Genomic DNA, 13,684 nt, shown 5'->3' with positions numbered 1-13,684 from the left:
AACCCCATGACCGCGCGGCTTGCCGACATCGCAGCCCAGGCGGGGGTCAGTGAAGCCACAGTCAGCCGCGTGCTCAACGGCAAGCCCGGTGTGGCCGCGGCCACCCGTGAATCCGTGCTCGCCGCACTCGACATCCTCGGATACGAGCGTCCGGTCCGGCTGCGCCAGCGCAGCGCCGGGCTCGTCGGGCTGATAACCCCCGAACTGGACAACCCCATCTTTCCCGCTCTCGCGCAGGTCATCGGACAGGCCCTGACGCGCCAGGGCTACACCCCGGTCCTCGCCACCCAGACCCCCGGGGGTTCCACCGAGGACGAGCTCACCGACATGCTCGTCGAGCGTGGGGTGTCCGGCATCATCTTCGTCTCCGGTCTGCACGCCGACACGACGGCCGACATGACCCGGTACGACCGGCTGCGCGGCAAGGGCGTCCCGTACGTCCTCCTCAACGGCTTCTCGCCGAAGGTGCAGGCGCCCTTCGTCTCACCGGACGACCGGGCCGCGATGCAGCTGGCGGTCACCCACCTCGCCGCCCTCGGGCACACCCGGATCGGGCTCGCGGTCGGGCCGAAGCGGTTCGTGCCCGTGCTGCGCAAGATCGAGGGCTTCCAGATCGGCATGCGGGACCGGCTCGGGCTCGACGCGGAGCAGTCGGCGGAGCTGATCCAACACTCCCTCTACACCCTGGAAGGCGGGCAGGCCGCGGCCGGCGCGCTGATCTCCCGGGGCTGCACGGCCGTCGCCTGTGCCAGCGACATGATGGCGCTCGGCGCGATCCGGGCGGCCCGACAGCAGGGGCTGCGGGTGCCGGCGGACGTCTCGGTGGTGGGTTTCGACGACTCCCCGCTCATAGCGTTCACCGATCCGCCGCTGACCACGATCCGCCAGCCCGTGCAGGCCATGGGGCAGGCCGCCGTGCGGGCCCTGCTGGAGGAGGTCGGGGGTACCCCCGCTCCGCACAGCGAGTTCGTGTTCATGCCCGAGCTGGTGGTCCGCGGTTCGACCGCCTCCGCCCCGACCCCGAGAAATCCCTGATTCCGGACGGTTTCCGCCTCGTCCGCGAGGCGGACCGCGTGCGTCCCGCCCCCGTCCGAGGGATGATCGGTCGGGGGGAACGGATCTGGCAGACTCTCTCCCCATGGGTGAATCGACCGTGAAGCGTTTGGAAGGCCAGGAGGCCGCCACCCCGTCACCCACCGAGGCCGACGGCGGATCCGGGCGCCCGCACCCGCGCGTGCCCCGGCGTCCGCGCATCTGGTTCGAGATCCTGCTCATCGCGATCAGTTACTGGACGTACTCGCTCGTCCGCAACGCGGTACCGGAACAGAAGGCCCAGGCCCTCAGGAACGCCGACTGGATCTGGGACCTCGAGCGGTCCCTCGGCCTCGCCGTGGAGCAGACCGTCAACCACGCCGTGAACTCGGTGACCTGGCTGATCGTGTCGATGAACTACTACTACGCCACCCTGCACTTCGTCGTGACGATCGGTGTGCTGGTGTGGCTGTACCGATGGCAGCCGGGCCGTTACGCCGCGTCCCGCACGGTGCTGTTCGCGACCACGGGTGTGGCCCTGGTCGGTTACTACCTGTACCCGCTCGCGCCGCCCCGGTTGATGAACAGCCAGAGCTTCATCGACACGGTGCTGGTGCACCACACCTGGGGCTCGATGGCCTCGGGCAACCTCAAGCACGTGTCGAACCAGTACGCGGCGATGCCCTCGATGCACATAGGCTGGTCGCTCTGGTGCGGTCTGACCCTCTTCGCCCTGGCGTCGGCGCCCTGGGCGCGCATCCTCGGTCTGCTCTACCCGGTCGCGACCCTGGTCGTGATCGTCGCCACCGCCAACCACTTCTGGATGGACGCGGTGGGCGGAATGATCTGTCTGGCCTTCGGCTTCGCCGTCTCCTACTTCTGGTACGGGGCACTGCCGCAGCGGCTGCCGAAACTGGTGGAGCCGGCCCGGCCGGTGGCCCGGGGCGGCCCGGCCACCGTGTCGCCCGCGCACCGTGCCGCGGACGCGGCCGGCACCGGTCCGGCCGGACCCACCGGTCCGGCGGGCTCCACGGACCACAAGGTCGGCTCCGGCAGGTGACCCGCCCGCCGGGCACCGCCGCGACCGGCGGGACGGCCAGGGGTCCCGCGGGGAACCACCCCGCCGTCTACGCCCCGTAGAACCGTTCCTCCACCACCGCGCGGGCCCGCCGGGTGATGCGCCGGTAGTCGTCCACCATCTCGCCCACGTGCCCGGACTCGTAGCCCAGGTAGCGGCCGACCGCGCCCAGCTCCCGCCCGTCGGAGGGGAAGGTGTCCCCCGGCCGGCCGCGCACCAGCATCACGGCGTTGCGGACCCGGGTCGCCAGGACCCACGCCTCGTCCAGGATCTGGGCCTCGTCCACGGGAATCAGCCCCGCCGCGTGGGCGGCGGCCAGCGCCTCCCGGGTCCGGGTGGTGCGCAGGCCCGGCTCGGCCCAGCCGTGGCACATCTGGAGGAGCTGGACCGTCCACTCGACGTCACTCAGCCCGCCCCGGCCGAGTTTCGCGTGGAGGGTGGGATCGGCGCCGCGTGGCAGCCGCTCGGTCTCCATCCGTGCCTTGAGACGGCGGATCTCGCGGATCGCGTCCTCCCCCAGGCCCTCGGCCGGATACCGCAGCGGATCGATCAGCTCGACGAACCGCCGCCCCAGGTCCATGTCGCCGGCCATCGGCTCGGCGCGCAGCAGCGCCTGGCTCTCCCACACCAGTGACCAGCGACGGTAGTAGGCCTCGTACGACTTCAACGTGCGGACCAGCGGACCGCTCTTGCCCTCCGGCCGCAGGTCCGCGTCGATGAGCAGCGGCGGGTCGGCCGTCGGCACCTGCAGGAGGCGCCTCATCTCGGTCACCACGCGGTTCGCGGCCCGGGCCGCCTCCTGGTCGTCGACGCCCTCGCGCGGCTCGTGCACGAACAGGACGTCGGCGTCGGAGCCGTAGCCCAGCTCGTGACCGCCGAAGCGGCCCATGCCGATGACCGCGAACCGCGTCGGCAGCGTGTCTCCCCACTCGGCGCGGACCGCCGCCCGGAGCGCGCCCGCGATCGTGGCGGCGTTGAGATCGGTCACGGCCCGGCCGACCCGGTCGACGAGCGCGCCGGGATCGGGCTCGCGGGGGCTGTCCTCGGTCCCGTACGAACCGATGAGGTCGGCCGCGGCCGTACGGAACAGCTCGCGGCGCCGCACGCCGCGCGCCGCCGCCACCCCCTGCTCGGCGCCGTCGGCGCGGCCGACCGCCGCCAGCACCTCCTGCTCCAGATGCTCGCGGCCCCGCGTCTTCAGGCCCTCCGGGGCGCCCAGGATCGCCACCGCCTCCGGGGCGCGCAACAGCAGGTCGGGGGCGAGCCGCCCGGCGGACAGGACCCGGGCCAGGTTCTCCGCCGCCGCCCCCTCGTCGCGCAGCAGGCGCAGGTACCAGGGGGTCTTCCCGAGCGCGTCGGAGACCTTTCGGAAGCCCAGCAGGCCGGCGTCCGGGTCTGCGGAGTCGGCGAACCAGCCGAGCAGCACGGGCAGCAGCGTCCGCTGGATCGCGGCCTTGCGGGTCACGCCCGAGGCCAGCGCCTCCAGGTGCCGCAGGGCGGAGACGGGATCGGCGTAGCCGAGCGCCTCGAGGCGCTGGCCCGCGGCCTTGGGGCTGAGCCGGGTCTCGCCTGGGGTGAGCTGCGCGACGGCGTCCAGCAGCGGCCGGTAGAAGAGCTTCTCGTGCAGCCGCCGGACGACCGAGGCGTGCCGTTTCCACTCCTTGTTGAGTTCGGCGACCGGGTCCGTGCGCAGGCCGAGCGAACGGCCGAGGCGGCGCAGGTCCGCGTCGCCCTCGGGCACGAGATGGGTCCGCCGCAGCCGGTGCAGCTGGATGCGGTGCTCCATGGCGCGCAGGAAGCGGTACGCCTCGTCGAGCTGGGCGGCGTCGGCGCGGCCGACGTAGCCGCCGGCCGCGAGCGCCCGGAGGGCGTCCAGGGTGGTGCCGCTGTGCAGCGTGGCATCGCCCCGGCCGTGCACCAACTGGAGGAGCTGCACGGCGAACTCGACGTCCCGGAGGCCGCCGGGGCCGAGCTTCAGTTCGCGTTCGACCTGGGCGGCCGGAATGTTGTCGACGACCCGCCGGCGCATCTTCTGCACGTCGGCGACGAAGTTCTCCCGCTCGGCGGCCTGCCAGACCAGTGGGGACACGGCGTCGACGTACTCGGCGCCCAGTTCCGGGTCACCGGCCACGGGGCGGGCCTTGAGCAGGGCCTGGAACTCCCAGGTCTTGGCCCAGCGCTGGTAGTAGGCGAGATGTGAGGTGAGCGTGCGCACCAGCGGCCCGTTGCGGCCCTCGGGGCGCAGGTTGGCGTCGACGGGCCAGATGGTGCCTTCGACGGTGGTCTCGGAACAGATCCTCATGAGGTGGGAGGCGAGCCGGGTCGCGGCCTGGAGCGCCTGACCCTCGTCGGCGCCCTCGACGGGCTCGCCCACGAAGATCACGTCGACGTCGGACACGTAATTGAGCTCGTGGCCGCCGCACTTGCCCATCGCGATGACGGCGAGCCGGCACAGGCCCGCGTCGGCGGGGGCCGCGGTGCGGGCGATCGCGAGGGCGGCGCGCAGGGTCGCGGTGGCGAGATCGGCCAGTTCCGCGGCGGTCTGGGCGACGTCGGTGGTGCCGCAGACGTCGCGGGCCGCTATCGCCAGGAGACAGCGCCGGTACGCGATCCGGAGCGTGACCGGATCGGTCGCCTCGGCGAGGTCCTGTTCGAACTCGGCGACGCCGGGGTGCAGGTCGGACGCCTCGTAGGTGACCAGGGCCTGCCAGTCGTGGGGGTGCCGGGCCAGGTGGTCGCCGAGGGCCTCGGAGGTCCCGAGGACGCCGAGGAGCCGGTCCCGGAACGGCTTGGCCGCGAGCAGCGTGGAGGTCAGCGTCTGGCGCTCCTCGTCGGGCTGGGCCTCGACGATCCGGACGAGGCCGCGCAGGGCGAGATCGGGGTCCGCGGTGGCGCCGAGCGCGTCGAGGAGTACCGGGTCGCCGCGCAGGGCGGCCAGTTCGGGCAGGTCCAGCAGCCGTTCGGCCCCTGACGGATCGGTGAACCCGTGCCGCAGCAGCCGTGTGAAGGTACTGCTCCTGCGCCCCGGCACCGTCATCTCCGCCGCTCCCTCCGCCGTCGGTGTACCTCGATCGAGCCTATCCGGAGCGGATGCCGGGGTCCTCCCGGGAGCGGGCGGCGCGGGGTCCGGATGTTCACCGGATGGAGCGTTTTCGGCCCGGCCGGGGCGTTTCGAGGTGCGCGACGGCGGGTCCGTGCGCGACGGTGGAACGGCCCCCGGCGGGAACGCGGCGCCCCCTGCGCGCCGGGCCGCACCGAGGGCGTGCGGTTCGGCCAGACCCGCTGGCGTTTCTGAGGAGATTCCCGATGAACTGGACGCTGGAAGTCGTCCCCGTGCCCGTCACCGACATGGACCGGGCCAAGGATTTCTACGGCGACAAGTGCGGCTTCAAGATCGATCTCGACGACGAGGTGGCACCCGGGATGCGGATCGTGCAGGCGACCCCGCCGGGCTCGCGCTGTTCGATCGCGATGCTGTCCGGGATGCCCGAGGTCCCGGGTGCGAAGAGCACCGCGCCGGGCGGCCTCCACGGCCTCCAACTGTGTGTCACGGACATCGAGGCCGCGCGCGCCGAACTCCTCGACCGAGGCGTGGACGTCTCCCCGATCCGCCACGTGGGTGCGACGGGCTGGGAGGAGGGCAAGGGCGACACCTGGAACTCGTTCATGTCCTTCGAGGACCCCGACGGCAACAGCTGGGTGGTCCAGGAAGCGCCCTCGGAGCTGTCGGAGCGCTGAGTCCGCCGCTCTATCCACGGGACGCCATCCGGGCGCCTCCGGTGGGGCTACCCGCCGGGAGTGAACGCGAGGCGGTAGTACCGGACCCGCTCGTCCTCCCCCACGCACGACATTCCGGCGGCCTCCATCACCCGCCGCGAGGGGATGTTGTCGAGGTCGGCGTCGCCCTTCACTCCGGCGACACCGGCCTCGCGGGCGAACCGGACCAGGGCGCCCAGCGCCTCGCGTGCGAAGCCCCGGCCCCGGGCCGGAACGCTCAGTCCGTAGCCCACCGTCACGAACCGCTCGGAGTCGGGCGGTCCGTGGAAACCGATCCCTCCGACGGCCTCCCCGTCCGCGCGCCGCCGTATCTCGTAGGCCCCGAACACCCCGGGATCGCCGTGCTCCGCCCGCATCCGCAGGAATCCGGCGGCCCCGGCCACATCCCCGTCCGACGGATAACCCCTCCCCCACCGGTCCTCGGCACCGGGGGTCCCGTTGACGATCCGCTCCGCCTCGGCGGGCGTCAGAAGGCGCAGCAGCAGTCGCTCGGTCCTGAGGGGCGCACGGCCCTCGTCGGTCTTCACCGGGGAAGTGTCCGGCAGCCCCCGGGCCCGGTCAACGGTGCCGCCCGCGCCACCCGGTCGCGCGTGGCGGGAAGAACGCACCCGCGGGAAGGACGTGCGGCCGGGACGGAGGGCCCCGTACCGAAGGGGCGCCCAGGGCCGGGAACGAAGGCTTCCCGGCGCGCCACGAAAGGCCCAGGGCACCTGGGAATTCCAGGCCGGTGGCCGTATGCCGCCGGCCCGGAACGTCGTCCGGGGCCGCTCGGGCGCCCGGCCCGCCCTTACAGCACCGGCAGGTTCTTCCGCAGCTCGAAGGCGGTGACCTCGGAGCGGTACTCCTCCCACTCCTGCTTCTTGTTGCGCAGGAAGAAGTCGAAGACGTGCTCGCCCAGCGTCTCGGCGACGAGTTCGCTCCGCTCCATGAGGGAGATCGCCTCGCCCAGGTTCTGCGGCAGCGGTTCGATGCCCATCGCGCGGCGTTCGGCGTCGGAGAGGGCCCAGACGTCGTCGTCCGCGCCCGCCGGGAGTTCGTAGCCCTCCTCGATGCCCTTCAGGCCGGCCGCGAGCAGCACCGCGTAGGTCAGGTACGGGTTCGCGCCGGAGTCGATCGAGCGGACCTCGACGCGGGCGGAGCCGGTCTTGCCGGGCTTGTACATCGGGACGCGGATGAGTGCCGAGCGGTTGTTGTGGCCCCAGCAGATGTACGAGGGGGCCTCGCCGCCCGCGCCCGCGCTGCGGGCGGAGCCGCCCCAGATGCGCTTGTAGGAGTTGACCCACTGGTTGGTGACGGCCGAGATCTCGGCGGCGTGCTTGAGCAGGCCCGCGATGAAGGAGCGGCCGACCTTGGAGAGCTGGTACTCCGCGCCCGACTCGTAGAAGGCGTTGCGGTCGCCCTCGAAGAGGGAGAGGTGGGTGTGCATGCCCGAACCCGGGTACTGCGAGAACGGCTTGGGCATGAACGTCGCCTGCACGCCCTGCTCCAGCGCGACCTGCTTCATGACCAGGCGGAAGGTCATGATGTTGTCGGCGGTGGACAGCGCGTCCGCGTAGCGCAGGTCGATCTCCTGCTGGCCCGGCGCGCCCTCGTGGTGCGAGAACTCCACCGAGATGCCCATCGACTCCAGCATGGTGATCGCCTGGCGGCGGAAGTCCATGCCCACGTTCTGCGGCGTGTGGTCGAAGTAGCCGGAGTTGTCGGCGGGTGTGGGGCTGGAGCCGTCGAGCGGCTTGTCCTTCAGCAGGAAGAACTCGATCTCGGGGTGGGTGTAGAAGGTGAAACCCAGATCGGAGGTCTTGGCCAGCATCCGCTTCAGCACGAAACGGGGGTCGGCGAAGGACGGCGATCCGTCAGGCATCAGGATGTCGCAGAACATCCGGGCCGTCCCGGGGGCCTCCGCGCGCCAGGGAAGGATCTGGAAGGTGCCCGGATCCGGCTTGGCGATCATGTCGGATTCGTATACACGGGCGAAGCCCTCGATGGCGGACCCGTCGAAGCCGATGCCTTCGTCGAACGCCTGCTCAAGCTCGGCGGGCGCCACGGCCACCGACTTCAGGAAGCCGAGGACATCGGTGAACCACAGGCGCACGAACCGGATGTCGCGCTCCTCGAGCGTGCGGAGCACGAATTCCTGCTGCTTGTCCATTTCCATACCCATCTTTGCTGGTCAGGCCGCCTGTTCCCACCGCCTTGGGCACATCGGGGGGCACCTGAGCATCCCACCACATGGTTTCGCGCACGTTGCACACCCATAGTGCCTGTTCGCGTGTGACACAGGTAACGGGGGACAGGCCGGTTTCGTGCGCCTGTTCCCCTCCACCTTCCACCCGGCCGTCCCCATCCGGCGCGCCGGCCACTACGATCTCGGCCCATGGGGGGCCCTCCACTCCACCGCCTGAACCGGCGCGCGCGTCCCGTGGCACTGCTGAGTGCCGTGGCGACGCTCCTCGTCGCGCTCTTCGTCTGTCTGGGCGACGGTCCGGGACACGACACGGCCGATCGGGCGCACGTGCCGCGCACCGGCACCGGAACGGACGAGTCCGGCGCCCTCGCCTACCCCTCGACCGCGTACGTCTGCCCGTACGCCCCAGGCGACTGCGCGCTCTTCCCCGCGCTCGGCCCCGCGGTGCTCACCGCCCCGCCGCTCGACGCCACGCCGTACACGGAGGGCCGCCACCCCTCGGCCGGTCCCGCCCACGCGGCCGGCCGGGCGTCCCGCACCGGCGCGCGGCCCCGCGCGCCGGACCTGCACGTCCTTCAGGTCCTGCGGACGTGACGCGCCGGGGGGCGGCCGCGCCGTCCCCACCCCGCAGCGTCACGACCCGACGTCTCACACGACCCCACCGCAGAAGGACGACTCATCATGGCCGCCAACCGTTCCGACACCGACCGCCGCGCCCGAATAGAGGAGATGCGTCGCGCCGAGAAGTCCCGTGACCGCCGCGTCCGTCTCCTCACGATCGGCGTCTCCACCGCCGTCGTCCTCTCCCTGGTCGGCTTCGGCGGCTATGTGCTGAAGGACCAGTCCGACAAGAAGGAGCAGCGGGAGACCGCCGCCAAGGCGCCCATCGAGGGCGAGAAGTCCTGGGATGCCGGGAAGCTCGGCCGCGACCACGTCACGACCGCCGTCACCTACCCGATGAAGCCCCCGGTCGGCGGTGACCACAACCCGGTCTGGATGAACTGCGACGGCGACGTCTACGAGGAGAGGATCCCGGACGTGAACGCGGTGCACTCCCTGGAGCACGGCGCGGTCTGGGTGACGTACAGCGGGAAGGCCGCCGATGCCGACGTGAAGAAGCTGGCCGAGAAGGTCGGCAGGACCCCGTACTCCCTGATGAGCCCGGTCGCCGACCAGGAGAACGCGATCATGCTGAGCGCCTGGGGCAAGCAGGTGGCCGTGAACGGCGCGAGCGACCCGCGGGTCGACGCCTTCTTCACCCGGTACGTCCAGGGCAAGCAGACCCCGGAGCCGGGCGCGGTCTGCACCGGCGGGCTCGGCACCGACGGTCAGGACGGCGCGGGGATGGACCGGTGAGCGGCGCCGGCGGGAACCGGACGCGGTGGGCCGCGATCGGCGCCGTGGCGCTCTCCCTGCTGTTCGCGGGGAGCGCCGTCACGGTCGCCTCGGCCGGGAGTGACGACGCGCCGCGCACGCCCTCCTCGGACTCCGCGGACGCGGGATTCGCCCGGGACATGTCGGTGCACCACCAGCAGGCCGTCGAGATGTCCTTCCTCGTCCGGGAGCGGACCCGGGACGGGGAGGTGCGCCGCCTGGCGTACGACATCGCCAACACGCAGGCCAACCAGCGCGGCATGATGCTTGGCTGGCTCGACCTGTGGGGACTACCCAAAGTCGAGTCCGGGACCGAGCCGATGTCCTGGATGGGGATGGGCGGACACGGCGGCACCGGCCCGTCCGACGGGGCGCTGATGCCCGGCATGGCGACCAGGACGGAACTCGGCCGGCTGCGCGCCGCAGACGGCGCGGAGGCCGAGGTCCTCTACCTCCAGCTGATGACCGATCACCACAAGGGCGGGGTGCACATGGCCCAGGGCTGTGTGGACACATGCTCCGTGGACGTCGAGCGGGACCTCGCGCGGGGCATGGTCGCGGCGCAGGAGTCCGAGCTGAAGCTGATGGCGGACATGCTGCGGAAGCGGGGTGCGGCGCCGCGCTCCTGAGGGGCCCGGCCCCGCGGTGCGCGCCTTCCGCCCCCGGTCCGCGACGGCCCGGCGGCCCCCGTGACCCCAGCGGTCGCGGGGGCGGCTCCCCCCGCCGACAATGGTGGGGCTCGGGGACGTACGGAGACGATGCTACGGAGGTACGCACCCCATGACCACGGCCAAGGACATCATGCACCCCGGGGCCCAGTGGATTCCCCGGCACGAAACGCTCGACCGTGCGGCGCAGATCATGCGCGACCTCAATGTGGGCGCGCTGCCCATAGCCGACGAGAACGAACGGCTCTGCGGCATCATCACGGACCGCGACATCGTGGTGGGCTGCGTGGCCATGGGCCACGACCCGTCGAAGGTCACCTGCGGCGAGATGGCCCACGGCACCCCGCGCTGGATCGAGGCGGGCGCGGACGTGGGCGCGGTCCTGGAGGAGATGCAGGGCCATCAGATCCGCCGCCTGCCCGTCATCGAGGAGAAGAGGCTCATCGGCATGATCAGCGAGGCCGACCTGGCCATGCATCTGTCGGACGAGCAGATGCAGTCGTTCTGCGCGAGCGTCTACGCCTCGTCCTGAAACTCCGCCGGGCCGCCCCGTCCGTAAGGAACCGGCGGCCCGGCCTCATCGCGTCTCCCGGGCCGCCCGGCAAGGCGGTACCGGGACCGGTCGTCGGGGAAACCCCCTGGCTTTCGGCCTCACTGCTGCCTTACGGTCATGTCCGCCAGGGGGGCTTGCGCGTCGTGCGCCGTCGAAGGAGCCTTCCCGGTTCTCCTGTTCCCGCAGTGAAGGACGTCGCATGACCACGCCCCCCAACGCCCCCGCCCAGACGCCGTGGGGCCCGCCACCGCCGATGCGCCAGGCCCGCAACGGCCTCGGCATCGCCGCGATGGTCACCGGCATCGTGGGGCTGGTCCTCGGCATCATCCCGTTCCTGTTCTGGCTGGGGGGCGTGATGGGCGTCGTGGCCCTGGTGCTCGGCCTGGTCGGGCACGCGCGCGCACGCCGGGGTGAGGCGAGCGACAAGGGCGCGGCGCTGGCCGGCGTCATCCTCGGCGCGGTCACGATCGTCGTCTCGCTGGTCTGGCTGGTCGTCATCGTGGTGGCGGTCGGCGAGGTCGCCGACGACATGCGCGAGGAGATCCAGGAGCAGGGGACGGTCACGTCCGCTCCGTCCGAGCCCGGCCCCGGCACGGACGACGCACCGCCCGCGGAGGACACCCCGGCGGTGCTCGCGTTCGGCGACACCCACACGTACGAGGACGGCATGAAGGTGACCGTCTCCAAGCCGCGCGCCTACCGGCCGGACCAGTTCGCGGCCGGTCATGCCAAGGGCAACAGCGCCTTCCAGGTGACCATCACCATCGTCAACGGCAGCGAGAAGGCCGTGGACATCACGACGGCCCTGCCCAGCGTCGAGGACGCCGACGGGTCGCCGGCGGACCAGGTCTTCGACGGCAGCAACGCCTCCGAGCCGTTCACGGGCATGCTGCTGCCCGGCAAGCAGGCCAAGCACGCGTTCACCTTCTCGCTGCCCGCCGGTTCCGACGGCGAGATGCAGCTGGAGGTGGGCCCGAAGCTTCTGGAGTACGAGGACGCGATCTGGACGGGCCCGACGAAGTAGGAGCGGTGCGCGGCAGGACCGCGTGAGGTCCCGTCCCCGGTCCGGCCCGGCGGTTCCGGCCGGGGGCCTCCGGGCGGCGGGACCGGCGTTCGCAGGCATAGCGTCGGTCTGACGATTACACTGGGCCCGTGCCTCAACTACGCCTCGCTCTGAATCAGATCGACTCGACCGTCGGCGACCTCGCCGGGAACGCCGGGGCGATCGTCCACTGGACCCGGCACGCCGCCGGGCAGGGCGCGCATCTGGTCGCGTTCCCCGAGATGGTGCTGACCGGTTACCCCGTCGAGGACCTGGCGCTGCGCTCCTCCTTCGTCGAGGCGTCCCGGGACGCCCTGCGAGCGCTCGCCGGGCGGCTCGCCGCCGAAGGGCTCGGCGAACTGCCGGTGATCGTCGGCTACCTCGACCGTTCCGAGCAGGACCGTCCCCGGCTCGGGCGGCCCGCCGGATCGCCCGAGAACGCCGCCGCCGTACTGCACCGTGGCGAGGTGGTGCTGCGGTTCGCGAAGCACCACCTGCCCAACTACGGCGTCTTCGACGAGTACCGCTACTTCGTCCAGGGCGACACCCTGCCCGTGGTCCGGGTCCACGGGATCGACGTCGCCCTCGCGATCTGCGAGGACCTCTGGCAGGACGGCGGCCGGGTGCCCGCGGCCCGCAGCGCGAAGGCGGGGCTGCTCGTCTCCGTCAACGCCTCGCCCTATGAGCGGGACAAGGACGACACCCGGCTCGAACTGGTCCGCAAACGCGCCCAGGAGGCCGGATGTACCACGGCGTACCTGGCGATGATCGGCGGGCAGGACGAGCTGGTCTTCGACGGCGACTCGATCGTCGTGGACGCCGGTGGCGAGGTCGTCGCCCGCGCGCCGCAGTTCTCCGAGGGCTGCGTCATCCTCGATCTCGATCTGCCGGCCGCCGAGGCCGACGCGCCGACCGGTGTCGTGGACGACGGGCTGCGGATCGACCGGGTCGTCCTCTCCGGGGATCCACTGCCCCGTTACGAGCCGGAGCTGACGGGCGGGTACGCGGACCGGCTGGACGACGACGAGGAGGTGTACTCGGCGCTGGTCGTGGGTCTGCGCGCGTACGCCGCGAAGAACGGCTTCCGTTCGGTGCTCATCGGCCTCTCCGGCGGCATCGACTCGGCGCTGGTCGCGGCGATCGCCTGCGACGCGGTCGGCGCGGCGAACGTGTACGGCGTCTCGATGCCGTCCCGCTACTCCTCGGACCATTCCCGGGGGGACGCCGCCGAACTGGCCCGGCGCACCGGGCTCAACTTCCGCACGGTGTCGATCGAGCCGATGTTCGACGCCTACATGGGGGCGCTCGGCCTTTCCGGTCTGGCCGAGGAGAACCTCCAGTCCCGGCTGCGCGGCACCCTGCTGATGGCGCTCTCCAACCAGGAGGGCCACATCGTCCTGGCACCGGGCAACAAGTCGGAGCTGGCGGTGGGGTATTCGACGCTGTACGGCGACTCGGTCGGCGCCTACGGGCCGATCAAGGACGTGTACAAGTCGGACGTGTTCCGGCTGGCGCGCTGGCGCAACCGGGCGGCCGAGGAGCGCGGGCAGACGCCGCCGATCCCGGAGAACTCCCTCAACAAGCCGCCCAGCGCCGAGCTGCGGCCGGGGCAGGTCGACACCGACTCGCTGCCGGACTACGCCGTCCTGGACCGTGTGCTGGCGCTGTACGTCGACCGCGACCAGGGCAAGGACGCGATCGTGGCCGCCGGGTTCGACGAGGAGCTGGTGGCCCGGACGCTGCGGATGGTGGACACCGCGGAGTACAAGCGGCGCCAGTACCCGCCGGGGACCAAGATCTCGGCGAAGGGCTTCGGCAAGGACCGCCGGCTGCCGATCACGAACCGCTGGCGGGAGACGACGGCGGGCTGACGGGGGGCGCCGACGGCGGTCGCGGTCCGGCGGCCTCCTGGCCGGCCGCTCGGCGGGCGCCCCGCGACGCGGGAGCAGGCCGGCGGGTCTCCCGCGCGTGAGAC

The 13,684-nt window shown here is 72.0% G+C and carries 12 protein-coding genes; 9 read left to right on the top strand and 3 right to left on the bottom strand.

Going from position 1 to position 13,684, the window contains the following annotated elements; translation table 11 throughout:
• Positions 1-6: 6 nt before the first annotated feature.
• Both OG393_RS24115 and OG393_RS24110 read left to right on the top strand, forming a co-directional pair.
• Positions 7-1,035: a LacI family DNA-binding transcriptional regulator gene (locus tag OG393_RS24115; protein ID WP_327376779.1), complete on the top strand. Its 1,029-nt coding sequence runs from the start codon at positions 7-9 to the stop codon at positions 1,033-1,035.
• 103 nt (positions 1,036-1,138) lie between these two features.
• On the top strand, positions 1,139-2,092 hold the full coding sequence (locus OG393_RS24110) for a phosphatase PAP2 family protein (RefSeq protein ID WP_327376778.1): 954 nt from the start codon (positions 1,139-1,141) through the stop codon (positions 2,090-2,092).
• 67 nt (positions 2,093-2,159) lie between these two features.
• On the opposite strand, the gene OG393_RS24105 is transcribed toward OG393_RS24110, so the two are convergent.
• Complete coding sequence (locus OG393_RS24105) at positions 2,160-5,147, bottom strand: bifunctional [glutamine synthetase] adenylyltransferase/[glutamine synthetase]-adenylyl-L-tyrosine phosphorylase (protein WP_327376777.1); 2,988 nt, start codon at positions 5,145-5,147, stop codon at positions 2,160-2,162.
• Between the two features lie 269 nt (positions 5,148-5,416).
• Between OG393_RS24105 and OG393_RS24100 the strand changes: the two genes are divergently transcribed.
• Positions 5,417-5,848, top strand: coding sequence for a VOC family protein (locus tag OG393_RS24100; RefSeq protein ID WP_327376776.1), 432 nt, complete (start codon positions 5,417-5,419; stop codon positions 5,846-5,848).
• 47 nt (positions 5,849-5,895) lie between these two features.
• Here the strand turns inward: OG393_RS24100 and OG393_RS24095 are convergent, their stop codons facing one another.
• A complete protein-coding gene (locus tag OG393_RS24095; protein ID WP_327376775.1) occupies positions 5,896-6,414 on the bottom strand; it encodes a GNAT family N-acetyltransferase in 519 nt (172 codons plus the stop codon).
• Positions 6,415-6,674: 260 nt separating this feature from the next.
• Positions 6,675-8,036 carry a type I glutamate--ammonia ligase gene (gene glnA, locus OG393_RS24090; protein ID WP_327376774.1) on the bottom strand — a complete coding sequence of 454 codons (1,362 nt, stop codon included), beginning with the start codon at positions 8,034-8,036 and terminating at the stop codon, positions 6,675-6,677.
• A 225-nt stretch (positions 8,037-8,261) separates the two neighbouring features.
• Between glnA and OG393_RS24085 the strand changes: the two genes are divergently transcribed.
• The 6 genes from OG393_RS24085 to OG393_RS24060 all read left to right on the top strand — a co-directional run bounded on the left by OG393_RS24085 (position 8,262) and on the right by OG393_RS24060 (position 13,580).
• Positions 8,262-8,666 (top strand): hypothetical protein, encoded by a 405-nt coding sequence (locus OG393_RS24085; protein WP_327376773.1) that lies wholly within the window; start codon positions 8,262-8,264, stop codon positions 8,664-8,666.
• A gap of 87 nt (positions 8,667-8,753) precedes the next feature.
• On the top strand, positions 8,754-9,428 hold the full coding sequence (locus OG393_RS24080) for a DUF3105 domain-containing protein (protein ID WP_327376772.1): 675 nt from the start codon (positions 8,754-8,756) through the stop codon (positions 9,426-9,428).
• A complete protein-coding gene (locus OG393_RS24075; protein ID WP_327376771.1) occupies positions 9,425-10,075 on the top strand; it encodes a DUF305 domain-containing protein in 651 nt (216 codons plus the stop codon). Before OG393_RS24080 ends, OG393_RS24075 begins: the two co-directional genes overlap by 4 nt.
• A 151-nt stretch (positions 10,076-10,226) precedes the next feature.
• The gene (locus OG393_RS24070) at positions 10,227-10,646 is read left to right on the top strand and encodes a CBS domain-containing protein (RefSeq protein WP_327376770.1); all 420 of its coding nucleotides are present in this window, start codon (positions 10,227-10,229) and stop codon (positions 10,644-10,646) included.
• A gap of 220 nt (positions 10,647-10,866) precedes the next feature.
• Complete coding sequence (locus tag OG393_RS24065) at positions 10,867-11,691, top strand: DUF4190 domain-containing protein (protein ID WP_327376769.1); 825 nt, start codon at positions 10,867-10,869, stop codon at positions 11,689-11,691.
• A gap of 128 nt (positions 11,692-11,819) precedes the next feature.
• Positions 11,820-13,580 (top strand): NAD+ synthase, encoded by a 1,761-nt coding sequence (locus tag OG393_RS24060; protein ID WP_327376768.1) that lies wholly within the window; start codon positions 11,820-11,822, stop codon positions 13,578-13,580.
• The last annotated feature ends 104 nt before the right edge of the window (positions 13,581-13,684 follow it).

Origin of the sequence: Streptomyces sp. NBC_01216 (assembly GCF_035994945.1) — a bacterium.
Lineage (GTDB): Bacteria > Actinomycetota > Actinomycetes > Streptomycetales > Streptomycetaceae > Streptomyces.
This window is presented reverse-complemented; position numbering and strand designations above follow the sequence as displayed.

Excerpts from the sequence above, each read along its gene's own strand:
- OG393_RS24085 (WP_327376773.1), top strand. The coding sequence starts at position 8,262 with ATGGGGGGCCCTCCACTCCACCGCCTGAACCGGCGCGCGCGTCCCGTG.
- OG393_RS24105 (WP_327376777.1), bottom strand. The coding sequence starts at position 5,147 with ATGACGGTGCCGGGGCGCAGGAGCAGTACCTTCACACGGCTGCTGCGG.
- OG393_RS24070 (WP_327376770.1), top strand. The coding sequence starts at position 10,227 with ATGACCACGGCCAAGGACATCATGCACCCCGGGGCCCAGTGGATTCCC.
- OG393_RS24110 (WP_327376778.1), top strand. The coding sequence starts at position 1,139 with ATGGGTGAATCGACCGTGAAGCGTTTGGAAGGCCAGGAGGCCGCCACC.
- OG393_RS24100 (WP_327376776.1), top strand. The coding sequence starts at position 5,417 with ATGAACTGGACGCTGGAAGTCGTCCCCGTGCCCGTCACCGACATGGAC.
- OG393_RS24115 (WP_327376779.1), top strand. The coding sequence starts at position 7 with ATGACCGCGCGGCTTGCCGACATCGCAGCCCAGGCGGGGGTCAGTGAA.
- glnA (WP_327376774.1), bottom strand. The coding sequence starts at position 8,036 with ATGGACAAGCAGCAGGAATTCGTGCTCCGCACGCTCGAGGAGCGCGAC.
- OG393_RS24065 (WP_327376769.1), top strand. The coding sequence starts at position 10,867 with ATGACCACGCCCCCCAACGCCCCCGCCCAGACGCCGTGGGGCCCGCCA.
- OG393_RS24080 (WP_327376772.1), top strand. The coding sequence starts at position 8,754 with ATGGCCGCCAACCGTTCCGACACCGACCGCCGCGCCCGAATAGAGGAG.